The sequence below is a fragment of the Rhizobium sp. P2_G9 genome, from assembly GCF_056403475.1.
This window is the reverse complement of the sequence record NZ_JBFUFK010000030.1, coordinates 17,073-38,213: the sequence shown is the minus strand read 5'-3', so window position 1 is coordinate 38,213 and position 21,141 is coordinate 17,073. Positions and strand designations below refer to the sequence as shown.

The window sequence follows — 21,141 nt, the reverse complement described above, 5'->3', positions numbered from 1 at the left end:
GCCGCCCTTTTCTTTTCAGCTCAGTTCGATCTCCACGATCTCCGGCCAGGCGCCCAGTCGGATCGGCAGGATGGAGCAGCCGAGCCCGCGCGACACGATCATATGCCTGTCGTTTTCAACGAAATGCCCACCCGGATAGCGCCGGCCGGATCGGGATGGCGAAAGCGGTATCCAGCCGAAAATATTGATCTGGCCGCCATGCGTGTGGCCTGACAAGGTCAGTGCAACCCGCGGCGTAACTGCCTTGAATATGTCGGGCTCATGCGCCATCAGGATAAGCGGGCTCGTATCGCTGACCTGCGCCAGGGTCGACGGCAGATCATTGATGCCAATGAAAGAGTGCCGGCCGAAACGCTTTCCCGGACGCATTGCCATCTGATCGCCGAGCCCGGCAAGCCAGAAAGGATGCCCGTCCTTTTCCAGTCGCACGGCCTCGTTGACATAGACGGGGATGCCGACATTGCGGAGCGCCTTTTCCCCGAACGTCTCCAGCTGCGGATCGCGCTGATAGGCTACGTCTTCCCAATAGTCATGATTGCCCAGGATCGCATGTACACCGAGCGGCGCTTTCAGACGGGCCATCGCTTTGGACCAGTCCCGCGAGTGGACATGGGCGAGCACTGCATTCATGCCGGTTGCATAGTCACCGAGCAGAAGGATGATATCGGGGCTCAGCGCATTGGCCTGATCGCAGATTGTCTCGATCCGATCCGCCGTCATCCAGGGATCGCAGGCATGGAAATCGGCGAGCGCCACGACCTTGAGCTTCAGCCCGGGCGTCCAATTCGGTGGCGTGAGCCGATAAGATGTGATGCGCGGTTCCGCCATTGCTTCGGCTATCGGATATCCGGCAAGGGCTGCGGCTGCAATCACGCCTTCCGCGACAAGCTTCAGGAAGCCTCTTCTCGTGATCACCCGGTCATCATCCTGAAACAGTGCAAGCTCAGCCGCCGCCAGATGGGCCGGCGGATAAGGCCTGATGCTTCCACGCATTTGCGTTCAAAACACGGCCGCACAACCCGCGTTGAAAAAATCACTGCCGAGGGAGATTCAACCGAGATCGATTTCCAGGATTTCCGGCCAGGCACCCAGCCGGATCGGCAGACCGGAGCAGCCAAGCCCGCGCGAGATGATGATGTGGCGGCCCTCTTCGACAATATGACCGCCGACATAGCGGCTGCCATAGCGCGATGGTACGGCGGGTGTCCAACCGAACAGGTTGACCTGCCCACCATGCGTATGCCCCGACAGCGTCAGCGATATGCGACCAGGAACTTCGGGAAAGATATCGGGCTCGTGGGCCATCAAGATGACCGGAGCCTTGTCTTCGACTTTCCGAAGCGTGGCCGGGAGGTTGTCGATACCATGGTCCAACAGCGCCAACTGGTCGCCGAGACCGAGAAGCCAAAATGGCTGCCCGTTCTTCTCCAATCGGACGGCATCATTGATGTAGACAGGAATCCCCACATTGCGCAGCGCCTTCTCGCTGAACGTCTGTGACGTACGCCGGCGCTGAAAATCGAGATCATCCCAATAATCGTGATTTCCCAGCACCGCATGGACGCCAAGCGGTGCGCTGAGGCCGGTCAGCGCCCGCGACCAGGCCTCCGGCTCGACATCGCCCGCCAGCCGCATGGCGGCGGCAAAGTCGCCGAGCAGCAGGATAATGTCCGGCCGAAGTGCATTCGCCTGGTCGCAGATCGCCTTGATCCGCTCCGCCGTCATCCAGGGATCACAGGCATGAAAATCCGCGAGCACCGCCATCTTCAGCTTCAGGCCGGGCGTCCAGCCGGGCGGCGTCAATTGGTATCGGGTGATCCGCGGCGTCGCCCCGGCCTCATAGAGCGGATAGCCGAACACCGCAGCAGCAGCCACGGCACCGCGCAGGACAAGCTTCAAAAAGCCTCTTCTCGTCAGCAATCAGTCATCATCCTGGAACAGCGCGAATTGGGTCGCCGCCAGGTTGGCAGGCGGTGTGAGGCCCAGATGCTTCCATGCATTTGCGGTCAAAACGCGGCCGCGTGGCGTGCGCTGGATAAATCCCTGCTGGATCAGATAGGGTTCGATAATATCCTCGATCGCGTCGCGCGGCTCCGACAGACCTGCCGAGATCGTCTCGATGCCAACCGGCCCGCCGCCGAAATTCATCGCGATCATGGTGAGATAGCGCCGGTCGAGCTGGTCGAAGCCCATATGATCGACGTCGAGCCGGGTCAACGCCATGTCGGCGATCTCGCGCGTCACCGATTGCGCCTTCGCCACTTCGGCGAAATCGCGCACGCGCCTGAGCAGCCGTCCGGCAATGCGCGGCGTGCCCCGGGCGCGGCGGGCGATCTCGCGCGCGCCCTCTTCCGTCATGCCGAGCCCCATCAGCCGTGCCCCACGGCGCACGATCAGTTCCAACTCCTCGACGGTGTAGAAATTCAGCCGCACCGGAATGCCGAACCGATCGCGCAGTGGATTGGTCAGCAGGCCGAGCCGCGTCGTTGCCGCGACAAGCGTGAATTTCGACAGGTCGATCTTCACCGACCGCGCCGCCGGTCCCTCGCCGATGATCAGATCGAGCTGGAAATCCTCCATCGCCGGATAGAGGATTTCCTCGACGGCTGGATTGAGCCGGTGGATTTCGTCGATGAACAGCACATCGCGCTCTTCGAGATTGGTCAGCAGTGCGGCCAGATCGCCCGCCTTGGCGATGACCGGGCCGGAGGTCGAACGAAAATTGACGCCGAGCTCCTTGGCCATGATCTGCGCCAGCGTCGTCTTGCCGAGCCCGGGCGGGCCGACGAACAGCACATGATCGAGCGCCTCGCCGCGATTCTTCGCCGCCTCGATGAAAATCTTGAGATTGGCCCGCGCTTCCGCCTGCCCGGTGAACTCGTCGAGCGACTGCGGCCGGAGTGCCGTATCGATATCGTCGCCGCGCCGTTCGGGCGTAAGCAATGTATTGGCGCCGGTCATTGCAGCAGTTCCATTTGCGGGACAGACAGCACTGCTTTCCGGTCGAATGTGACGACCCTTTCACATCCTGCTCTTGCGCAAGACCAGGCAATCAGATGATCCGCAAGGTCTCCCTCTGGCTTTTCCTCCCCGTTGATCAACGCGTCCAATTCTTCCATATTCTCAATGATGAATCCGTCCGCCGCGAGCAAGGCTCGCAACATGTCGAAAATGACTGGCATGGAATAGTTCAATCGCCGATGTAGCACCCAAACGGTCTCCGCCAACGCCACCGCACCCAGATAGACCGGATCATCCGCTGTTCGTTCGGCCATGAAGGCGCGTGCGATGGCATTCTGCTTGACGTCATCATCGACCAGGAAGCGCACGAGAACATTCGTGTCGATGCCTATCATTTATTCTGCCCCGACCATTCTTCCGTGATGCGCCGATCATCCGCGGCCGCAGCGTCCATCACAGCGTCGTTCATTTCTTCTATTGTCAGGGAAATGTTGCTCGGTGGTGAACCCAACATGCCTGCCAATTCCGAAAGCCGCCTGTTCTTCGGCATGGCCATGACCGCGCCGTTCCGCTCCGTGACATAGAAACGCGTACCTGGCGCGAGATTCAAGCTCTCGCGGACCTCCTTGGGGATGGTAAGCTGTCCCTTGGAAGTCAATGTCGTGAATGCGCCCATATCTTACTTTTTCCAATTCGTCTTACGTATTTACATTAGTAAGAAATCCACTCAAAGACAATCACCGCGCCAGTTCCTTCAAACCCAGCCGGATCAGCCGGGCGCTGTCCGCCCCCTCGCCGCCGTTCTTGAGCGCCGCAGCAACGGCGCTCGCCGCCTGGTCGCGCGAATAACCGAGATTGGTGAGCGCCGACACCGCATCGGAAACAGGCGCAGGCGCAACACCCTCGCCGAGCTCCTGCTTCAGGCCAATATTGATCGAGGCCTCGCCGGCGAAGGCCGGGGCCTTGCTCTTGAGCTCAGTCAGGATACGGATCGCCACCTTTGGCCCCACACCCGGAGCACGGCTGATCGTCGTCTTGTCCTGTAAGGCTATCGCATTGGCAAGCTCGGCCGGCGTCAAGGTCGACAGCACGCCAAGCGCCACCTTAGAACCCACGCCCTGGACGATCTGCAGCAGCCGGAACCATTCGCGCTCCAGCGCGGTGGTAAAGCCGAACAGCCGGAACTGGTCCTCGCGCACATAAGTCTCGATGAACAACACCACCGCCTCGCCCACGCCCCCGAGCTTCGACAGCGTCCGCGACGAGCAATGGGCGACATAGCAAACGCCATGCACGTCGACGAGGACGTAATCCTCGCCGATTTCCTCGACCGTGCCTTTGAGTTTTCCGATCATGGTGCTGCTTTCAGGGATGGGTTTCGGGAGTGATCAATTCGACGGACGGAAAATAGCTGCGGTAACCCTTGGGGTCGCGCGTCAGGATCGAGTAGCCGCGCACCACCGCATGCGCACCAATCAGGAAATCGGGCAGAACCCGTTCGCGGTCACCGCCGGATTGCCGATATTTTCGGAATGCGGCACCCGCCGCAAAAGCGGCCGTCCAGGGCAGATTCTCTCTGTGGAAGTCACCTTCCGGCAGCAAGTAATCCACCTGCTCCGGCGAGGCATAACGCACGGCAAATTCCGCATAAATAACTGGATTGATCACCAATGCGCCCGCCGATTCCGCAAGCTGTCGACGCGACCAATCCAGCCAGACCTGATCCCGCACCGCGATATCCACGAGGACATTGGTATCGACCAGAACAGCCATGGCTCACCTGTCCCGCGTCATCGACATCAGCGCATCGGCATCGATATCCTGATCGCCTGTGCCCTCCAATCGCTTCAGCGTATCGAGGAACGCATCAAGACGTGCCTTGTCGGCGGTTTCCTGCACCCCATCCTTCGGCGTCACGACAAGCTTGCCTGCTTCGATGGAAAAAACGACCTCGCTATTCGGCTTGATGCCGGTGAGCTCGCGAAGATCGCGTGGAATGGTGACCTGACCTTTGGACGTGACGCGCATGACTTGATCCCTTCAATGTAAGAAATATTCTTACCGGCAGAACAAGTCAAGAACAAATCAGCCGCCGAGCGCCTTCAGCCGGCTGCTGGCGCCGCCTGTATGGTGCGCATGGCAGATGGCGATCGCCAGCGCGTCGGCGGCGTCATTGCCAACGAAGGTCGCCTTGGGCATCAGCACTTTCAGCATCATGTGGATCTGCTGCTTCTCGCCATGACCGACGCCGATCACCGCCTTCTTGACCGCGTTCGGCGCATATTCGGCGACCGGCAGGCCGGCGCGGGCCGGCACCAGCATGGCAATGCCGCGCGCCTGGCCGAGCTTCAGCGTCGCGGTCGCATCCTTGTTGACGAAGGTCTGCTCGACCGCCGCTTCGTCCGGCTTGTGCAGGTGGATGACATCCGCGAGGCCGTCATGCAATTGGCAGAGCCGCGAGGCCAGATCGGCCTTCTCGTCCGACGTCACTGTGCCGGAAGCGACGAAGCGCAACGAATTGCCGAGCGTTTCGATAATGCCCCAGCCGGTGCGGCGAAGACCGGGATCGATGCCGATAATGCGAATCAAGCTAGCCATGGCTCAGCTATAGTCGCTTGTGGCGCACAACGCCAATCGGCCGGACGCCGCCTTTGGTCCAAAACCGTGCCGATTTGTGACAAAAATCAGGCAATTCCGGGCCTCTTTACGCGCATTTAACCGTTCACTGTTGAAAGTTAGACCATTCGGAACGCCCTGACAGGCACTTCCCGGCGGCATCTCTTCGCGCCGGAGCGTGTAGCCTTCTTAACCTGAGGCGAATCCCCGTTCGTTGGAGAATTCGATGCCGAAAATGCTGCATTCGCTTCAGGCCAAAGCCGTCGCCCTGTTTCTCGTCTTCACCGCACTGTCCGTCATCGGCCTGTCGATCCTCGGTTATTTCGGTTCGAGCGGCATCTTCATGGGCCAGACATCGGCGTCGATGAACAGCATCCTCGAATTCCGCGGCAGCAATCTGCTCAGCCAATTGCACCAGGTGCGCGAACAGGCTGCCTCACTCGCCAAGATCGAGGCCCTGCAGCAATCCATGGTCAACCTCAAGGGCGGCTGGAAGAGCCTCGACAAGAAGCCGGGCGACGCCAAGGCCCAATTGCAGAAATATTTCGTCACCGACAATCCCAACAAGGACAAGCCGGAACTGCTCAACAAGCCGCAGGGCCCGGGCGGCTATTATTACTCCGCCCATGAGGCGCTGCAGCCCGAAGCCGGCAAGCTGCTGTCGACCAGTCCGTTCAGCGACCTCCTGATGACCGACGCCAAGGGCAACATTTTCTACTCCTACCGCAAAGGCAAGACCTTCGCCGAAAACGCCAACGATGCCGCCTGGGCGCCCACCGGACTCGGCAAGGTGTTCGCGCTCGTCAGCGCCAGCGTCAAGAATGCGCAGAACGACGACATTCCAGCATCGTTCTCGGGCCTCACCATGGACCGCGGCAGCGTGACCTCGGACGTGTATGTCGGCGTGCCGCTGACCGAACTCGGCGTTTTGCGCGGCATCATGCTGTTCAAGGTTCGCGACGAGGTCCTGAGCGGCCTGCTGACCATGGCGATCCCGGAAGGCAGCGCCGAACAGGCCAATATCATCACCAAGGACGGCACGGTGATCGGCGTCATCGATAAGCATCTCACCATTCCGGATGTCGCTGCCTATGACTATGGCAATGCCGCCTTAGTCCATTCTGGCATGACCACCGCGAGCTTTGCGCGCGCCGACGGCCCGGCACACAGCTTCAGCCTGCCGGTCACCGACGGCAGCGACACGTATCTCCTGTCCGAGAGCGTGCTCGATCGCGATCTCAATGCCGGCTCGCTGCAGATCGCCACCTGGCTCACCGTGTTCGGCGTCGTCGTGCTGGTGGCAACATCGTTCGCGGCCTGGCTGGCGCTGAAGCACATGTTCGCGCCGCTCGGCCGGCTGGCAGCCGCGACAGAGACGGTCGCCAACGGCAATCTGGAAGCACCGATCACCGGCGAAGCGCGCAAGGACGAGATCGGCACCATGTCTCGCGCCCTGATCCGCTTCCGCGACTCGCTCGTCGCCCAGCGCTCGCTCGAAGCCCAGGCCCGTGCCGCCGAACGGGCGGAAGAAGAGGCCGCCGGCCGACGGCTGGCGGAGCAGCAGGCACAGGCAAAACGCCAGGAGCGCGTTGTCACCGCCCTTGGCCAGGGCCTCAACGAAATGGCCGGCGGCAATCTCGCCTATCAGATCACCGAAGCCTTCCCGCAGGAACTGGAAAGCCTGAGGGTCGACTTCAACGAATCCGCCGCCCGCCTCGCAGAAGCGCTGACGGCGATCGGCGGCAATTCCAACGCCATGCGCTCCGGCTCCGACGAAATGCGGGTCAGCGCCGACCAGCTTGCCGCCCGCACCGAGCGGCAGACAGCTTCGGTCAGCGAAACGGCCAGCGCCATCGATGCAATGACCCAGAGCGTCAAGACGCAGATGGGCCGTGCCGAAGACGCCACCCGCATCGCCCGCGACGCTATGGCCGGCACGGAATCCTCAGCAAAAGTCATGGGCGAGACGATCAAGGCAATGGAAGCAATCCAGAACTCGTCGCAGCAGATCAACACCATTATCGGCGTCATCGACGAAATCGCCTTCCAGACCAACCTGTTGGCGCTCAATGCAGGCGTCGAGGCCGCCCGCGCCGGCGAATCTGGCAAGGGTTTCGCCGTCGTCGCCCAGGAAGTCCGCGAACTGGCCCAGCGCTCGGCCAAGGCCGCCAAGGAGATTTCCGAGCTGCTCAACAAGTCGACAGCGGAAGTCGAGGCCGGCGTGTCGCTGGTCGAAAAGGCCGGCAGCTCGCTCACCGCCATCGGCGACCATGTCCGATCGATCGGCAGCCGCATCGAAGCGATGATGACGGCGACGCGCGAGGAATCCGAGACGCTGCGCGACATCAACCAATCAGTCACCCAGATCGAAGCAATGACACAGCAGAACGCCGTCATGGTCGAGGAAACCACTGCCGCGATCCACCAGCTGGCGCAGGAAGCGGCGGAAATGGACAACCGCCTCGGCGAGTTCCGCCTGGCTGACCAAGTGCAGACCGAATGGCGCCGCGCCGGCTGATTTTGCCGCCGCTTGCTTGATCGCCTACCATCGAGTCCCTAAATGCAACAAAATTGCGTTAGGGACTTCTCATGATTCCGTTTTCCATCCTTGACCTGTCGACCGTCGCGGAAGACAGCACGATCCCCGAATCCTTCGAAAACACCCGCAGGATGGCCCAAAAAGCCGAGGAGCTCGGCTATAGCCGCTATTGGCTCGCCGAACACCACGGCATGCCGGCGGTGGCGAGTGCGGCGACCGCGATCCTGATCGGCCATGTCGGTGCTGCGACGAAGAAGATTCGTGTCGGCTCCGGCGGCGTCATGCTGCCCAATCATTCGCCGCTGGTGATCGCCGAACAGTTCGGCACGCTGGCTTCGCTCTTCCCCGGCCGCGTCGATCTCGGCCTCGGTCGGGCGCCGGGTACCGACATGCGCACCGCCCGCGCACTGCGCCGCGACCTCGAAGCCGGCGCCCACAGCTATCCCAATGACGTACTGGAACTGCAGCAATATTTCGGTCCGGTGACGCCGGAAACCCAGATTCTCGCCGTGCCCGGCTACGGCACCGGCGTGCCGCTCTGGATTCTCGGCTCCAGTCATTACAGCGCCCATCTCGCTGGCATGCTCGGCCTGCCCTATGCCTTCGCCTCGCATTTCGCCCCAGACGACCTGTTCGGCGCACTGGAAATCTACCGCGAGCGCTTCCAGCCTTCGGCCCAGCTCGACAAGCCTTATGCCATGGTCGGCATCATGGGCGTGATCGCTGAGACGGATGAGGAAGCGGCTTACTATTTTACCTCGTCGCAGCAGCAATTCGTCAACCTGCGCCGCAATGTCCGCGGCCAATTCCCCAAACCGATCCGCAACATGGATGAATTCTGGAGCCCGCAGGAACAGATCGGTGTCGAACATTCGTTGCGCTATGCGGTGGTGGGCTCACCGGACAAGGCGTCGGCCAGGCTGGAGTCATTCCTGGCCGACACCCGGGCGGACGAGTTGATCATCTCGACGCCCATTCATGATTTCGATGCCCGGCTGCGCTCACTGGAATATTTTGCCAGGCTGAAGAGCTTCAAGCCTGCCGCTTGAACAGGCCGGCGAGCCAGGGCTCGATGAAGTGATCGAGCGAGATCGCCCCTGCTCCGGCAGCCATCAGGGTGAACATGCCGCCGGCAATGCCGAGATCCTTCTCGAAATGCAGCAGTTCGTTCTGGTCGGCCAAATTGGTATGGAACATGAAGGCGGTGCCGACACAGAAGAGGCCGAGGCCAAGCGCGCCAAGCCGGGTCAGCAGCCCGACCACCAGCGCCAGGCCCGCGCCCAACTGCAGCGCGATCACCATCACGAACAGCGGCAGCGATATGCCCTGCTTGGCCATGTAGTCTGCGCCGCCGGCGAAATGGGTGACGAGCGTATAACCCTCGTGGACGAAGATCAGCGCCAACAGCAGCCGGCCGACCAACAGCGCTATGTCCTTTAATCCGGTCATCGTGTCATCTCCTGAGACCACGGGCAGGGCACGAACAGGCGCTGACCGCCTGCTCGCAAGATAGTCGTCAATGACGGTCCTAGTCGGCATCCGGTTTGCCGGCGATCGCCGCCTTCAGGTCGTCAAGCTCTTCGCAGCCATTCGGGCACAGCTTGCTCAGCGCCGCAAGCTGCTCCTGGGCCTTGGGCATGTTGCCGGTCTCGACATAAAGCTCGCCCAGATATTCATGCGCGCCCTTGTGGTCCGGCTCGAGCTCCAGCGCCTTGGTATAGTAGGTCAGCGAGGTCTTGAAATCGCCGGTCTTCCTGAGCGTGAAGCCGAGCAGATTATAGACGTCGGCTTGCTGGTTGTCTTCGGCCAGGTCGCGCAATTCTGCGAGAGCGCCCTTGTAATCCTTGGCCGCGATCTTGGCGCGCACCGAGGTGAGGTCGACCGGCGTGCTGGCGTCCATGTTGTCGACGGCAAAAGCAGGGATGGCGGTAGAAAGGGCCATGGCCAGCGAGGCAGCCCAGAGGATGTGTCTGATCATGATGTTGTCTTTCGAATAGCTCGCCTGACATCAGGCCTGAACCGTGGGGGTGAACGTGTAGGCATTGCCATCCTTGGCAAACGTGCCCGAACCCGGGAACGGAAAGTGCGAGCCGCAGATGCGGATATTGTCGGCGATGACGCGGTCGACCAGCTTGCGGCGGGTGGCGATCGCCGTCTGGCCGTCCTGGTCATAGACGCCTTGCCATTCCGGATGCGGGGCCAGCAGCGCCGGCACATACATGATGTCGGCCGAGACCATCAGCTGTTCGCTGCCGCCATCGAACAGATAGACCGAATGGCCGGGCGTATGACCAGGCGCCTCGATGATGCGGATGCCCGGCGCCACTTCGGTGCCGTCGTCGACCAGCCGCCAGTTCTTCCATTTCGGGAACACCGAGGCGATACGCTTGCCGGCCGGCTTGCGGCCTTCGGCGAGCTTGGCGACACGACCCGGATCGGTCCACCACTTGTATTCCTTGGCGTTGACGATCAGTTCGGCATTGGTGAAGACCGGATCGTTGGTGCCCTTTTCCATCAGGCCCCAGACATGGTCCGGGTGGAAATGCGAGATCATCACCGTGTCGATCTTGGTATAGTCGATGCCGGCGGCCTTCATGTTGGCGGGCAGATGCGTGGCGTTTGCCTGCCACTGGCCGACGCCGGAGCCGGCATCCATCATGATCAGCTTGCCGTTCATGTTGATCACCACGACGGTGAGCGGGATCGGCATGAAGTCGGTGGTCAGGCCGGCGGCGGCAAGCGCCTGCTTGGTGTCGTCGACCGAGGCATTCTTGATGAACATCGGGTCATGCGGCTTGCGCCAGATGCCGTCATAGATGGCAGTCACTTCGATCGAACCGACCTTGTATTTGTAGTGGCCGACCGCCGGCTCCAGCGACGAGGCAGCATAAGCGGGCGGAATGAATTCCAGCTGGCCGGCAAGACCGAAGGCGGCGCCGGCAGCAGCAGCGCCGAGAAATGTGCGGCGTGACATATCGAGCATATTCGCATCTCCTCTTTGGGTGGGCACCGGAATTGCCTCAGTGCGGCCACTGACGAACAAGATCGAAGACTGGGTCCGAATATTCCCGACGGCGCGAAGAAAAATTACAACAGATTGAAAAGACGTGGTTATTTCTTCTACACTCGATTTTCGAATTCTTGGCCTCAAAATAAATTTGAAAAAATTGATTTCGCCGGGAATAAACTCCCTCTCCAGACGATCTAGTGGTCGAATGCAGTCCAATCGAAGAAGATCATGACAGCCCTGGCCGCCTCTCCATTTCTGTTCTCCCCTCGCCCCGCGCCGCTCGTCCCAACGCATGCGTGGACATTGGCGGAGATGCTGCTCGACCTCACACGCCGAAAGACGATGCAAGCCTGGGCGCTGATCAGCGCCATGGTCCGTCCGGCAGAAGCCGCGGCGCCTGCCATGTCACGCGAGACTTTGCAGCGCTTCCAGTCGACCATCGTGCCGCATCTCGACTCCGCCTATAATTTCGCCCGCTATCTCAGCCGTGATCCGGATGCGGCCGGCGACATCGTCCAGGATGCGTTCCTGCGCGCCTATCGCGCCTTCGATGGCTTTCGCGGTGGCGATTCCCGCGCCTGGGTGTTCGCGATCATCCGCAATTGCCATCGCGCCTGGCAGAACGAAGGCCGCTACAAGGCGCGCTACGAGATCTCGATAACGCCAGACAGCGACGACGATGCGGAACATCCCGTGCATCGCATCGCCTCCGACGCCGACACGCCGGAAGTCTCGACCATGCGCCAGAGCGAGTCGGCACGCGTGCGGGCAGTGATCGCCGGCCTGTCGGAGCCGATGCGTGAAGTGCTGGTACTGCGGGAACTCGAGGATTTCTCCTATCGCGAGATTTCCGAAGTGCTCGACATTCCCGTCGGCACCGTCATGTCGCGACTGGCCCGCGCCCGCGCCGAATTCGGCGAAGCCTGGCGCGCCCATCAGGCTGGCGAGGCCGGCCGATGAGCACCGAGGATCATTCCAACTGGAATGCCATGCTGCACGGCTATGTCGATGGCGAGCTCGACTCGATCCACGTGGCCGAATTCGAGGCCCATCTTGCCACTTGCGCCGGCTGTCGAATCGAACTGCAACGCGTCGAGGCGATGCGCGCCTTGCTCGCCAAGCCGGATGTCAAATGGCGGGCGCCGGAAGAGGTGCGCCGCCAAGTCATCGCCGCCCTCAACCGGGAGACCCGCTCCGCTCGGCCTGCGGAAAGCACCTGGCAGCGCATCACCAGGCTCGCCGGCCAATGGTCGCTGGTGCCGTCGATGGCAGCCCTGGCTGCGAGCTTGTTCCTGTTCTTCAACGTGCCGAACACGCAGATCGCCCTGCAGGATCAGATCGTCGCCAACCACGTCCGCTCGCTGCTCGCCGATCACCTCGCCGATGTCATGACCTCGGACCGTCACACGGTCAAACCCTGGTTCGCCGGCAAGATCGACTTCTCGCCACCGGTTGTCGACCTCAAGACCGTCGGCTTCCCGCTGGTCGGCGGCCGCGTCGATTATCTCGACGGCAAGGTCGTGGCGGCGCTGGTCTATCGCCGCGGCGGCCATATCATCAACCTGTTCATCTGGCCGGGTGCGACGGAGCGCGGCAAGGCGACGAGCCACGAGAGCTATAACATTCGCGAATGGTCGGAAGGCGGCCTCGCTTTCTGGGCCATCTCGGACACGGAGGCCAGCGAGCTCGAAAGTTTCCACGAAAAATTCGTGGCCGCTACGAGTGCGCCGGACGTGAAGATGCCAGTCTCCACCAAATAAAAATGCCGACGCGAAGCCGGCATTTTTCAGATTCCGGCCAACGTGATCAGGCCGACAGCTTGGCCATGATCTCTTCGGAAATGTCCATATTGGTGTAGACGTTCTGCACATCGTCGTCGTCTTCGAGCGAATCCGTCATCTTCAACATAGATTCCGCCCGCTCTTCATCAACAGGCACATTGTTCTGCGCCCGCCAGATCGCCTTCACGGTCGAGGCTTCGCCAAGCATGCCTTCCAGCGCCTTGGAGACCTCACCCATCGATTCGAAAGCGCAATAGATCCAGTGGCCGTCGTCGTCGGTCTGCACATCGTCGGCGCCGGCTTCGATCGCCGCTTCCATCACCTTGTCGGCATTGCCGGCCGACAGCGGATACTGGATTTCGCCGACATGGTCGAAGGAGAAGGACACAGAGCCGGTTTCGCCGAGCGCCCCGCCGGCCTTGGTAAAGATCGAGCGGACGTTGGAAGCCGTGCGGTTGCGATTGTCGGTCAGCGCTTCGACGATGATGGCGATGCCGCCCGGGCCATAGCCCTCGTAGCGGACCTGATCGTAGTTTTCGGCATCGGCGCCCGAAGCCTTCTTGATGGCGCGGTCGATATTGTCCTTCGGCATCGACTGCGCCTTGGCGTTCTGGATCGCCAGGCGAAGCGCCGAATTCATCGACGGATCAGGCAGGCCCGCCTTGGCGGCAACAGTGATTTCGCGCGCCAGCTTGGAAAACATTTTCGAACGGATCGAATCCTGCTTTCCCTTGCGGTGCATGATGTTCTTGAATTGTGAATGACCGGCCATGACATCCCTGCAGTGTTTTTCGGCGTCTGTTTTTGAATGCGGCCTTATATTGCCTGAAAAGCCTGCATTCAAGGGGGAAGCGACAGGCTTATGGGCAATCGCGTGCAGTACCCCCTTCTGCGCTGCCGGCGCAGTTCAGCTCCAGAAATCCGGCACGGTTTCCTTGAGCCGCGCCCCGAGCCGGAGCGGCGCGATATTCTCCGCCAGTCCCGTGCTGTCGGAAATCTCGACGCCGACGCCGCAGATCGTTGCCGGGCCGCTCGCCGCCTCGAAACGGCCGCGCGGCACCTTGGTGAGGAAGCGCTGCAGCGGCTCCTCCTTCTCCATGCCGAGCGAGGAATCATAATCGCCGCACATGCCGGCATCGCTCATATAGGCCGTGCCGCCGTTGAGGATCTGGTGGTCGGCGGTCGGCACATGCGTATGCGTGCCGACGACGAAGCTGGCGCGGCCGTCGACGAAATGGCCAAAACACTGTTTCTCGCTGGTCGCCTCGGCATGGAAATCGAAGATGATCGCATCCGCCTGCTCGCCGAGCGGACAGGCTTCGAGGATGGTCTCAGCCGACTTGAACGGGTCGTCGAGATCCGGGCTCATGAACACCCTGCCCATGATATTGGCGACCAGCACGCGCGCGCCGTTTTTCGCCATGAACACCCCCGAGCCCTTGCCTGGCGTGCCTGCGGGAAAATTGGCCGGCCGGAGGAAATTGTTATAACGGTCGGCGAAGACCAGTGCTTCGCGCTGGTCCCAGACATGGTTGCCGGTGGTCATCACATCGGCACCGGCCGTGATTGTCGCCGAGAAAATGTCCTCGGTAACGCCGAAGCCGCCGGCGGCATTCTCGCCGTTGACGATGACGAAATCGAGCTTGAAATCGGAGATCAGGCCCGGCAGCCGGTCGAACACCGCCTGACGGCCGGTCCGACCCACCATGTCACCGAGAAACAGAAGCCGCATCAGTATTCCTTTCCAAAGGCCCTGAGGCCGCTTTCTGTCAGCACCGCATCGAGCGCCACGTCATGCGGCTCCTCCGGCACGGCGTCGACTTCCTGGCAATCGAAGGCAACGCCGATCAGCCGGGGTGCCATGCCCTTGTCGCGGAGGCGCCAGATAGCACGGTCATAATAACCCGCGCCATAGCCGATGCGATGGCCGCGCCGGTCGAAGGCCGAGAGCGGTACCAGCATCACGTCGGGATCGAGTTCGGCGGCATGCGGCCCCGGTCCGGATGTGCCGAAGCCAGTTTCGATCAGCGGAATGCCATCCTCGACCTGGCGGAAGACAATGGTCTGCTTGTCGATGATCGCCGGCACGCAAAGCCGCGCCCCCCGACCCTTCAGGCGATGCATCAGCGGCCGGATATCGGCCTCCGAACGGATGGGGAAGAAGCCGGACACCACCTCGCCAGGTTCGATCGCGATGGCATTGGCGGCAAGATCGGCCATGACGAGGCTTTTCGTCATTCGGTCGTCGACAGATATTGCGTCACGCGCGGCGAGCCGCGCCCTGCGCATATCCGCCTTCAATGCCTTGAATTCCATGATTTTACTCGAGGTGTGGTTCATCGGCGTTATCTAGGCCGAATTTTTGGGCGGGGCAATGTGGATGATTTGAGCTTAATCATCCGGGGCATCCCGGACGCAACCTACAAAATACTCGACACGATATTGATACTCAGCGCCAGGATCGTCGCATTGAAGAAATACGAGATTATAGAATGCATCAGCACCAGGATACGCATTGGCCGCGATTGGATGGAGATGTCGGCCGTCTGGTTGGCGACACCAATCGTGACGGTGAAATAGAGAAAATCCACGTAATCCGGCTTGCCCTTGTCGGGAAAGCCGAGACCTGAGCCTTGTTCGTCGCGCTTGCGCCGCCCCTCATGGGTCTTCATATAATATTCGTGCGCATAGTGCTCGGTGAAAATGATCTGGATGAAAGACCAAGACACCAGGATCGTGACCACGGAAAGTGCGATATAGAATGTCGCGTCACGACCGCTTGCATCCTTAATCCGCGACAATTCGACGACGATTGTGGCAAGGCTGGCGACTGCGGCAATCACCGATGTGAACAGCACGGCGAAACGACCCTCATCGGTGCGCTGCGCGCGCAGCTGCATGTCCTCGTCGTTCGAGCGCAGCATCATGGTAATGATCGTCACCAGGAAGCATGTGGCGGCGATGTTCCAGGAGATCAGCAGTCGCGTGGATGTTTCACGCGGCAGCGGCGCCAGGAAATAGACCAAAATGCCGATGATCGTCGAAATAAACAGCCGCGGCCGCGCCTTGACATGGCGCACACCAACCCACGTGGAAACTCCGCTGTCGCTCAACGCCTTACTTTCGAAACAGGCTCTCGGCCGAACTGCGGCTCGACGATTTCGATGCGACCTCGGCCTCGATGCGGCCGATCTCTTCTTTCAACAGCGCGATACGCGCCTTGAGCTCGTCCACCGAGATCGCCGACAGATCGGCGCCGATCTCGTGGCTCACCTTTTTCACCGGTCGATCGTCATCGAACATGCTCATGCTGCGGCCGTCCCTGCATCCTTTTCGGCGAGTGGCGCAGCACTCGTCTCCTCGGGCGTGACGTTAGTCGTATCCTGGGCCGGCTGCAAGGGTTGGGCAGCCTGTGAGCGCGGGCTGAGCGCCAGGCTTTCCGGCGTCGTGGTCGTGCCGGAGGAGACGCTGGAATAGCTGTCGCGCTCGCCGACCGGGATCGGCGCACGCAGCCGCGAACGGATGATCGCATGCACGGTGATGAGGATATGCGCCGTCGAGGTGACGCCGAACAGCGCATAGGGCCCGAATGTCTGCATGATCGGCCCGCCGAGCGACGGCCCGATCACCGTACCGATGCCGTAGAGAAGCAGCAGTCCGCCGGAGACGTTGAGGAATTGCGACGGCTTGGCGAAGTCATTGGCATGCGCCACCGCGATCGGATAGAGCGAGTTGGCCGTCGCGCCATAGACCCCGACCAGGATCAGCACGGTGATGTTGTTGATCGGCTCGAGCAGGAACATCTGTATGCCGGCGAGAAAGGCGATGCCGGCAAGAATGGCGAGCACATAGCGCCGGTCCATGCGGTCCGACATGCGGCCTGCCGGAAGCTGCATCGCCGCACCGGCGAAAATCGTGATCGTCATCATTAGCGCGATATCGCTCGGCGACAGCCCGGCCTTGGCGCCGAACACCGCGCCGAGCGTGCCCCAGGCGCCATTGGCAATGCCGACCAGCAGGATGCCGACGAAGGAGACCGGCGAATTCTTGTAGAGCGCAGTAAGGTCGAGGCTGATTTCATTGAGTGGCTTCGGCGCCTGCGCCGTCGAAATCAGCGTCGGCAGCATGGCGATGCAGTAGGCGATGCCGGTCATCATGAACAGGATCGGCGTATGGTAATCGACGAAGGCCACCGCCATTTGGCCGCAGACGATGCCGATCAGCGTGATCGACATATAGAGCGAGAAGATCATCCCGCGGCTCTCATTCGAAGCGCGCTCATTGAGCCAGCTCTCGATGATCATCGCCACCGCTGCCGCCGAAAAGCCGGTGGCGGCGCGCGACAGCAACCAGAAGGTCGGATGAACGAAAATACCGGTCAAGAGCGCGGTGATGGCACAGAGCGAGATGAAGCCGGAAAACGCCCGCACGTGCCCCATGCGCTTGACCAACCGTCGGGCAAAGATGCAGCCGAGCACGAAACCTGCCGCCCAGGACGTACCGAAGAAACCGAGCACCGTCTCCGAATAGCCTTCCGCGGTGCCGCGCATCGGCAGCAGCAGGCTGTGCAGGCCGTTGCCGAGAAACACAAACAAGGTTCCGGTGAGCAGTGCCAGGACGGAAATCAGGTTTTGTCTCATCAACAGTCTCTTTGCGTGGATGGGCGCGGCTGGATAATGCACTATCGCACAGCCGGATGGCTTGTAAAACCATGTTACAGACTTGGCGGGAGACCCGATTCGCGTATTTCCGAACCCCGCGCAGCCCCCACCGGCGGTAGCGGCAACCAATTGAATAATCATGCCGATTATATGGCGGAAGACTTAAGGAAGATCAGATTTGGCGAAAATCGTTCCGCTGCTCGCAATCATTCTAATGGTGCTGCATCTGATCAAGCCGTTCGACGTTCCGGGCTTGCGGCGGAGACGGGATTTCTGGAAGATCGCGATCGTGATGGCGGTGGTGATCGTGGTGACGGCAGCGATACGGCAGTAGGTGAAACTCGTAGGTTTCCCGTTCGCCCCTCCCCTCCCCTCACTTCTCCGTCAATTTCAATTCAATACGCCGATTCTGATTCCGCGCATCCGGCGAATCCCCCGGTGCGATCGGCTGGAACTCGCCGAAACCGGCCGCCACCAGCCTGTCCGCCGGCACGCCTTGCGAAATCAGGTATTTCACCACCGAAATCGCACGCGCCGAGGAAAGCTCCCAATTGTCCCTGTAACGTCCATTGCCGGACAGCGGCACGTTATCGGTATGTCCGTCGACGCGCAGCACCCAGTTGATCTCGGGCGGGATTTCCTTGGCAAGCTCGATCAGTGCGGTCGCCAGCTTGGCCATTTCCGTCGTGCCCGCATCGTTCAGGTCCGAACTGCCGGAGGGGAACAGCACTTCCGACTGGAAGACGAAGCGGTCGCCGACAATGCGGATATTCTCGCGGTCGGAGAGGATTTCGCGCAGCCGGCCGAAGAAGTCGGAGCGATAGCGGTTGAGCTCCTGCACCCGCTGCGCCAGAGCCACGTTGAGCCGTCGGCCGAGATCGGCGATCTGCGCCTGCGACGACTTGTCCTTGCCTTCCGAGACCTGCAGCGCCCCTTCGACGGCGGCGATCTGGGCACGCAACGCGGCGATCTGCTGGTTGAGGAGTTCGACCTGATTGAGCGCCCGCTCGCTGACTTCCTTCTGCTGGCCGAGCTGGCCGGTCAGGTCGCCGATCTTCGCCTTGTCGGTCTCGTTCGTGCCGGTGCCCTGATCGAGCATTTTCTGCAGCCGGGTCTTGTCGGCCTCGGCGCTGGCGAGTTGCGCCTGCAGGTTGGCAAACGTGTCTTCCATATCCTGCTTGCCGCTTTTTTCCAGCGCCAGCAGCTGCGTCAGCGAGTTGATCTGGTTGTTGAGCCGGTCGAGCACCTGGTCCTTGCCGGACATCTCCCGGCTCATGACGAACTGGCCGAGCACGAAGACCGTGAGCAGGAACATGATCGCCATCAGCAGCGTCGACAGCGCGTCGACGAAGCCCGGCCAGTAGTCGACGCTTCGCTCTCTGCGGCGCAGGGCCATTTACTTGCCCTCGATCTTGTCGCTGAGCTTGTCGAGTGTGCGGCGCAGGAGTTTCGATTCTTCCTGCTGCGCCTCGATCCAGTCGCGCAGCATCTGCTGCTCGGTGCGCATGTTGCGCACCAGGCCCTGGATGCCTTCAGCGAGATTGGCCATGGCGGCGGTCGAGCGTTGCGTGTTGCCGCCTTCCTGGGTGATCTTCACCAGATGTTCCGACAGTGCCTTGAGGTCCTCTGACGAAGACGCCGCATTGCCCTCGATCACCGGCGCCACGGCGAAATCGCCGGAAATGTCGGTCACCGACGACAGCCAGTTTTCCAGCTCGTTATAGAAGCGGTTCTGTGCCCGGCCGGCCTGCAGGTCAAGGAAGCCGAGGATCAGCGATCCCGAGAGACCGAAGAGCGAGGCCGAAAAGGCCGTGCCCATGCCGGTCAGCGGCGCCGAAAGATTTTCCTTCAACGTATTGAGGATATCGCCGGTCTCGCCGCTGCCTGGATCAAGGTTCTGGATGACGGTGTTGATCGAGCCGATCGTGCCGAGCAAACCCCAGAAGGTGCCGAGCAGGCCGAGGAAAACGAGCAGGCCGGTGAGATAGCGGCTGGTGTCGCGCGTCTCGTCGAGGCGCGAGGCGATCGAATCGAGGATGGAGCGCAACGTCGCCGTGGAGATCGCGCCGGTGCTGCTCGACGCAATCAGCGCCCGCATCGGTGCCAGCATGACAGGGTCCCGGCCGACCTTCTCGGCACTGCCGGCGGCGCGGAAGGAATTGAACCAGCGCACTTCTGGCCGGAGCGCAATCACATGATTGAAGGAAAGCAGGATGCCGATCAACTCCACGCCGATAATCAATCCGTTGAGGCCCGGATTGGCGACGAAGGCGTTGTGCGCCTGCCGGAAGAGAATGGCGGCGACAAACCCGACGAGGATGAGGAAGATCACCATCGTCCAGAGAACGGACATCGGACTGGAAAGTTTGCGGCCATAAACCGCGGCCTGGGCGTCACTGTCGTCCCGATCGAAAAAGCCTGGTGCCGCCATGCGATTCTACTATCCCCAAAATTTGTGCCATAAAACTAGATGAAGATTGCGCCGAATTGAAGGGCCTATCCTTGCGCCTCCGTCGTCATAAGCCAAGGCCTGCACTCCTTGGCCTCGATACCRTCGCCTGCGTCCTGAAATTGCCCGCGTCAATTGACATTTATCCATTGGATTAAAGGTTTATTAACCTTTCTGCGTTATTACTGTGGTTATCCAGAGCTTCTGGACTCAGGCAATTTCCTCTCGGATTGGGTCTGATTTTTCTCCCTGTTTTACCTTGAGAGCCGCTTCTTGCGGCTCTTTTTTTGTGCTTTGTCTCTCGCCCGCGGCGCCTGGCGTCAAATCCCTTGTAACAGGTGGTTTTTACGAGTATTTAAAGCAAACTGTGGAGATTAACCGTTCCTTAAGATTCAAGTTGCGTGACATCCCAACGAACGGCATGATCCTGGTATCGGGAAAGCGAGCAGGGAACATTTCCTCCCCGCCGGTTTTGTTAGTGATGCGTACACAGGGTTGATAAATGATGCGTGAATCCGGAGCCAACACGATCAGCTTCGCCGGCCATGCGGCCTCCTCGGCACAGTTCAAGAATCTTTATTCCGAAGGCATGGCGCTGGTCGAAGAAACTGCGAGCTATCTCGACGGTGCGGGCCGATCGGCCTCCAAATCCCTTCCGCGCATGGCGTCCGTCCTCTACGCCGCCGAATCGATGCGGCTGACCACCCGCCTGATGCAGGTCGCCTCCTGGCTGCTGCTGCAGCGCGCCATCAACAATGGCGAAATGACCCGCGACCAGGTCGTCTCGGAGAAGAAGAAGGTCCGGCTCGACACGTTCAATGTCGACCACAGCGCGCCCGGCTGGAACGACCTGCCGCAGGCCTTCCGTGAACTGATCGAGAAGTCGGTGCGCCTGCAGAGCCGCGTCGCCGTGCTCGACCGCGATATCTACCGCCCGGCCGATGCCCAGAGCATCACCGCCAACCAGAATTCCGTCCAGGCGCAGCTGTCGTTGCTGAAGACCGCTTTCGGCGGCCACTGATCGCTCCGGACACTCACGAGAATGCCTGATCAAGCCGGCGAAACGCCGGCTTTTTCAATAAAGCGCAGACGCGCTTTATTTCTTGGCTTTTTCCGCATGTCGT

Annotated in this window: 26 protein-coding genes; 6 read left to right on the top strand and 20 right to left on the bottom strand. The window is 60.9% G+C overall.

Annotated elements, in window-relative coordinates; translation table 11 throughout:
• Nucleotides 1-15: 15 nt before the first annotated feature.
• The 9 genes from AC1DYF_RS23460 to ruvC form a co-directional block, all read right to left on the bottom strand.
• The gene (locus tag AC1DYF_RS23460) at nucleotides 16-915 is read right to left on the bottom strand and encodes a metallophosphoesterase (RefSeq protein WP_477879240.1); all 900 of its coding nucleotides are present in this window, start codon (nucleotides 913-915) and stop codon (nucleotides 16-18) included.
• A gap of 135 nt (nucleotides 916-1,050) precedes the next feature.
• Nucleotides 1,051-1,920 carry a metallophosphoesterase gene (locus AC1DYF_RS23455; RefSeq protein WP_477879180.1) on the bottom strand — a complete coding sequence of 290 codons (870 nt, stop codon included), beginning with the start codon at nucleotides 1,918-1,920 and terminating at the stop codon, nucleotides 1,051-1,053.
• Nucleotides 1,921-2,961 (bottom strand): Holliday junction branch migration DNA helicase RuvB, encoded by a 1,041-nt coding sequence (gene ruvB / locus AC1DYF_RS23450; RefSeq protein ID WP_477879179.1) that lies wholly within the window; start codon nucleotides 2,959-2,961, stop codon nucleotides 1,921-1,923. It lies immediately after the preceding gene.
• Entirely contained in the window at nucleotides 2,958-3,356 is a 399-nt protein-coding gene (locus AC1DYF_RS23445) for a PIN domain-containing protein (protein ID WP_477879178.1), read from the bottom strand. The genes ruvB and AC1DYF_RS23445 overlap by 4 nt, the downstream gene beginning before the upstream one ends.
• The gene (locus AC1DYF_RS23440; protein ID WP_477879177.1) at nucleotides 3,353-3,637 is read right to left on the bottom strand and encodes an AbrB/MazE/SpoVT family DNA-binding domain-containing protein; all 285 of its coding nucleotides are present in this window, start codon (nucleotides 3,635-3,637) and stop codon (nucleotides 3,353-3,355) included. The genes AC1DYF_RS23445 and AC1DYF_RS23440 overlap by 4 nt, the downstream gene beginning before the upstream one ends.
• Before the next feature lie 61 nt (nucleotides 3,638-3,698).
• The gene (ruvA, locus tag AC1DYF_RS23435; protein WP_477879176.1) at nucleotides 3,699-4,316 is read right to left on the bottom strand and encodes a Holliday junction branch migration protein RuvA; all 618 of its coding nucleotides are present in this window, start codon (nucleotides 4,314-4,316) and stop codon (nucleotides 3,699-3,701) included.
• A gap of 10 nt (nucleotides 4,317-4,326) precedes the next feature.
• The gene (locus tag AC1DYF_RS23430) at nucleotides 4,327-4,734 is read right to left on the bottom strand and encodes a type II toxin-antitoxin system VapC family toxin (RefSeq protein WP_477879175.1); all 408 of its coding nucleotides are present in this window, start codon (nucleotides 4,732-4,734) and stop codon (nucleotides 4,327-4,329) included.
• Between the two features lie 3 nt (nucleotides 4,735-4,737).
• Nucleotides 4,738-4,989 carry an AbrB/MazE/SpoVT family DNA-binding domain-containing protein gene (locus AC1DYF_RS23425; RefSeq protein WP_477879174.1) on the bottom strand — a complete coding sequence of 84 codons (252 nt, stop codon included), beginning with the start codon at nucleotides 4,987-4,989 and terminating at the stop codon, nucleotides 4,738-4,740.
• A 57-nt stretch (nucleotides 4,990-5,046) separates the two neighbouring features.
• The gene (gene ruvC / locus AC1DYF_RS23420) at nucleotides 5,047-5,559 is read right to left on the bottom strand and encodes a crossover junction endodeoxyribonuclease RuvC (RefSeq protein WP_477879173.1); all 513 of its coding nucleotides are present in this window, start codon (nucleotides 5,557-5,559) and stop codon (nucleotides 5,047-5,049) included.
• 244 nt (nucleotides 5,560-5,803) lie between these two features.
• On the opposite strand from ruvC, the gene AC1DYF_RS23415 reads away from it, so the two are divergent.
• Entirely contained in the window at nucleotides 5,804-8,095 is a 2,292-nt protein-coding gene (locus AC1DYF_RS23415; protein ID WP_477879172.1) for a methyl-accepting chemotaxis protein, read from the top strand.
• Between the two features lie 71 nt (nucleotides 8,096-8,166).
• A complete protein-coding gene (locus tag AC1DYF_RS23410) occupies nucleotides 8,167-9,165 on the top strand; it encodes an LLM class flavin-dependent oxidoreductase (RefSeq protein WP_477879171.1) in 999 nt (332 codons plus the stop codon).
• Here AC1DYF_RS23410 and AC1DYF_RS23405 read toward each other — a convergent pair.
• From AC1DYF_RS23405 to AC1DYF_RS23395, 3 genes are all read right to left on the bottom strand, one after another.
• Nucleotides 9,149-9,565 (bottom strand): DoxX family protein, encoded by a 417-nt coding sequence (locus AC1DYF_RS23405; RefSeq protein ID WP_477879170.1) that lies wholly within the window; start codon nucleotides 9,563-9,565, stop codon nucleotides 9,149-9,151. The genes AC1DYF_RS23410 and AC1DYF_RS23405 overlap by 17 nt on opposite strands.
• A 79-nt stretch (nucleotides 9,566-9,644) precedes the next feature.
• On the bottom strand, nucleotides 9,645-10,094 hold the full coding sequence (locus AC1DYF_RS23400; RefSeq protein ID WP_477879169.1) for a tetratricopeptide repeat protein: 450 nt from the start codon (nucleotides 10,092-10,094) through the stop codon (nucleotides 9,645-9,647).
• A gap of 30 nt (nucleotides 10,095-10,124) precedes the next feature.
• A complete protein-coding gene (locus tag AC1DYF_RS23395; protein ID WP_477879168.1) occupies nucleotides 10,125-11,099 on the bottom strand; it encodes an MBL fold metallo-hydrolase in 975 nt (324 codons plus the stop codon).
• A 255-nt stretch (nucleotides 11,100-11,354) separates the two neighbouring features.
• Here AC1DYF_RS23395 and AC1DYF_RS23390 point away from each other — a divergent pair, with 255 nt between their 5' ends.
• A complete protein-coding gene (locus AC1DYF_RS23390) occupies nucleotides 11,355-12,086 on the top strand; it encodes a sigma-70 family RNA polymerase sigma factor (protein WP_477879167.1) in 732 nt (243 codons plus the stop codon).
• Nucleotides 12,083-12,886, top strand: coding sequence for an anti-sigma factor family protein (locus tag AC1DYF_RS23385; RefSeq protein ID WP_477879166.1), 804 nt, complete (start codon nucleotides 12,083-12,085; stop codon nucleotides 12,884-12,886). The genes AC1DYF_RS23390 and AC1DYF_RS23385 overlap by 4 nt, the downstream gene beginning before the upstream one ends.
• Before the next feature lie 46 nt (nucleotides 12,887-12,932).
• On the opposite strand, the gene AC1DYF_RS23380 is transcribed toward AC1DYF_RS23385, so the two are convergent.
• The 6 genes from AC1DYF_RS23380 to AC1DYF_RS23355 all read right to left on the bottom strand — a co-directional run bounded on the left by AC1DYF_RS23380 (nucleotide 12,933) and on the right by AC1DYF_RS23355 (nucleotide 17,547).
• The gene (locus tag AC1DYF_RS23380; RefSeq protein ID WP_477879165.1) at nucleotides 12,933-13,679 is read right to left on the bottom strand and encodes a YebC/PmpR family DNA-binding transcriptional regulator; all 747 of its coding nucleotides are present in this window, start codon (nucleotides 13,677-13,679) and stop codon (nucleotides 12,933-12,935) included.
• Between the two features lie 135 nt (nucleotides 13,680-13,814).
• A complete protein-coding gene (locus tag AC1DYF_RS23375; protein WP_477879164.1) occupies nucleotides 13,815-14,639 on the bottom strand; it encodes a TIGR00282 family metallophosphoesterase in 825 nt (274 codons plus the stop codon).
• Complete coding sequence (locus AC1DYF_RS23370) at nucleotides 14,639-15,223, bottom strand: 5-formyltetrahydrofolate cyclo-ligase (RefSeq protein ID WP_477879163.1); 585 nt, start codon at nucleotides 15,221-15,223, stop codon at nucleotides 14,639-14,641. Before AC1DYF_RS23370 ends, AC1DYF_RS23375 begins: the two co-directional genes overlap by 1 nt.
• Nucleotides 15,224-15,327: 104 nt before the next feature.
• A complete protein-coding gene (locus AC1DYF_RS23365; RefSeq protein ID WP_477879162.1) occupies nucleotides 15,328-16,020 on the bottom strand; it encodes a DUF1345 domain-containing protein in 693 nt (230 codons plus the stop codon).
• A 4-nt stretch (nucleotides 16,021-16,024) separates the two neighbouring features.
• Nucleotides 16,025-16,216, bottom strand: coding sequence for a DUF1192 domain-containing protein (locus AC1DYF_RS23360; RefSeq protein WP_477879161.1), 192 nt, complete (start codon nucleotides 16,214-16,216; stop codon nucleotides 16,025-16,027).
• Entirely contained in the window at nucleotides 16,213-17,547 is a 1,335-nt protein-coding gene (locus tag AC1DYF_RS23355; RefSeq protein ID WP_477879160.1) for an MFS transporter, read from the bottom strand. Before AC1DYF_RS23355 ends, AC1DYF_RS23360 begins: the two co-directional genes overlap by 4 nt.
• Before the next feature lie 199 nt (nucleotides 17,548-17,746).
• On the opposite strand from AC1DYF_RS23355, the gene AC1DYF_RS23350 reads away from it, so the two are divergent.
• Complete coding sequence (locus AC1DYF_RS23350) at nucleotides 17,747-17,902, top strand: hypothetical protein (protein ID WP_477879159.1); 156 nt, start codon at nucleotides 17,747-17,749, stop codon at nucleotides 17,900-17,902.
• Nucleotides 17,903-17,941: 39 nt separating this feature from the next.
• Here the strand turns inward: AC1DYF_RS23350 and AC1DYF_RS23345 are convergent, their stop codons facing one another.
• Both AC1DYF_RS23345 and AC1DYF_RS23340 read right to left on the bottom strand, forming a co-directional pair.
• Nucleotides 17,942-18,964 carry a peptidoglycan -binding protein gene (locus AC1DYF_RS23345; protein ID WP_477879158.1) on the bottom strand — a complete coding sequence of 341 codons (1,023 nt, stop codon included), beginning with the start codon at nucleotides 18,962-18,964 and terminating at the stop codon, nucleotides 17,942-17,944.
• Entirely contained in the window at nucleotides 18,965-19,999 is a 1,035-nt protein-coding gene (locus AC1DYF_RS23340) for a flagellar motor protein MotA (protein WP_477879157.1), read from the bottom strand.
• A gap of 523 nt (nucleotides 20,000-20,522) precedes the next feature.
• Here AC1DYF_RS23340 and rcdA point away from each other — a divergent pair.
• On the top strand, nucleotides 20,523-21,038 hold the full coding sequence (gene rcdA / locus AC1DYF_RS23335) for a protease adaptor protein RcdA (protein WP_477879239.1): 516 nt from the start codon (nucleotides 20,523-20,525) through the stop codon (nucleotides 21,036-21,038).
• The last annotated feature ends 103 nt before the right edge of the window (nucleotides 21,039-21,141 follow it).

Excerpts from the sequence above, each read along its gene's own strand:
- ruvB (WP_477879179.1), bottom strand. The coding sequence starts at position 2,961 with ATGACCGGCGCCAATACATTGCTTACGCCCGAACGGCGCGGCGACGAT.
- AC1DYF_RS23445 (WP_477879178.1), bottom strand. The coding sequence starts at position 3,356 with ATGATAGGCATCGACACGAATGTTCTCGTGCGCTTCCTGGTCGATGAT.
- AC1DYF_RS23440 (WP_477879177.1), bottom strand. The coding sequence starts at position 3,637 with ATGGGCGCATTCACGACATTGACTTCCAAGGGACAGCTTACCATCCCC.
- ruvA (WP_477879176.1), bottom strand. The coding sequence starts at position 4,316 with ATGATCGGAAAACTCAAAGGCACGGTCGAGGAAATCGGCGAGGATTAC.
- AC1DYF_RS23430 (WP_477879175.1), bottom strand. The coding sequence starts at position 4,734 with ATGGCTGTTCTGGTCGATACCAATGTCCTCGTGGATATCGCGGTGCGG.
- AC1DYF_RS23425 (WP_477879174.1), bottom strand. The coding sequence starts at position 4,989 with ATGCGCGTCACGTCCAAAGGTCAGGTCACCATTCCACGCGATCTTCGC.
- ruvC (WP_477879173.1), bottom strand. The coding sequence starts at position 5,559 with ATGGCTAGCTTGATTCGCATTATCGGCATCGATCCCGGTCTTCGCCGC.
- AC1DYF_RS23415 (WP_477879172.1), top strand. The coding sequence starts at position 5,804 with ATGCCGAAAATGCTGCATTCGCTTCAGGCCAAAGCCGTCGCCCTGTTT.
- AC1DYF_RS23410 (WP_477879171.1), top strand. The coding sequence starts at position 8,167 with ATGATTCCGTTTTCCATCCTTGACCTGTCGACCGTCGCGGAAGACAGC.
- AC1DYF_RS23405 (WP_477879170.1), bottom strand. The coding sequence starts at position 9,565 with ATGACCGGATTAAAGGACATAGCGCTGTTGGTCGGCCGGCTGCTGTTG.
- AC1DYF_RS23400 (WP_477879169.1), bottom strand. The coding sequence starts at position 10,094 with ATGATCAGACACATCCTCTGGGCTGCCTCGCTGGCCATGGCCCTTTCT.
- AC1DYF_RS23395 (WP_477879168.1), bottom strand. The coding sequence starts at position 11,099 with ATGCTCGATATGTCACGCCGCACATTTCTCGGCGCTGCTGCTGCCGGC.
- AC1DYF_RS23390 (WP_477879167.1), top strand. The coding sequence starts at position 11,355 with ATGACAGCCCTGGCCGCCTCTCCATTTCTGTTCTCCCCTCGCCCCGCG.
- AC1DYF_RS23385 (WP_477879166.1), top strand. The coding sequence starts at position 12,083 with ATGAGCACCGAGGATCATTCCAACTGGAATGCCATGCTGCACGGCTAT.
- AC1DYF_RS23380 (WP_477879165.1), bottom strand. The coding sequence starts at position 13,679 with ATGGCCGGTCATTCACAATTCAAGAACATCATGCACCGCAAGGGAAAG.
- AC1DYF_RS23375 (WP_477879164.1), bottom strand. The coding sequence starts at position 14,639 with ATGCGGCTTCTGTTTCTCGGTGACATGGTGGGTCGGACCGGCCGTCAG.
- AC1DYF_RS23370 (WP_477879163.1), bottom strand. The coding sequence starts at position 15,223 with ATGGAATTCAAGGCATTGAAGGCGGATATGCGCAGGGCGCGGCTCGCC.
- AC1DYF_RS23360 (WP_477879161.1), bottom strand. The coding sequence starts at position 16,216 with ATGAGCATGTTCGATGACGATCGACCGGTGAAAAAGGTGAGCCACGAG.
- AC1DYF_RS23355 (WP_477879160.1), bottom strand. The coding sequence starts at position 17,547 with ATGAGACAAAACCTGATTTCCGTCCTGGCACTGCTCACCGGAACCTTG.
- AC1DYF_RS23345 (WP_477879158.1), bottom strand. The coding sequence starts at position 18,964 with ATGGCCCTGCGCCGCAGAGAGCGAAGCGTCGACTACTGGCCGGGCTTC.
- AC1DYF_RS23340 (WP_477879157.1), bottom strand. The coding sequence starts at position 19,999 with ATGGCGGCACCAGGCTTTTTCGATCGGGACGACAGTGACGCCCAGGCC.
- rcdA (WP_477879239.1), top strand. The coding sequence starts at position 20,523 with ATGCGTGAATCCGGAGCCAACACGATCAGCTTCGCCGGCCATGCGGCC.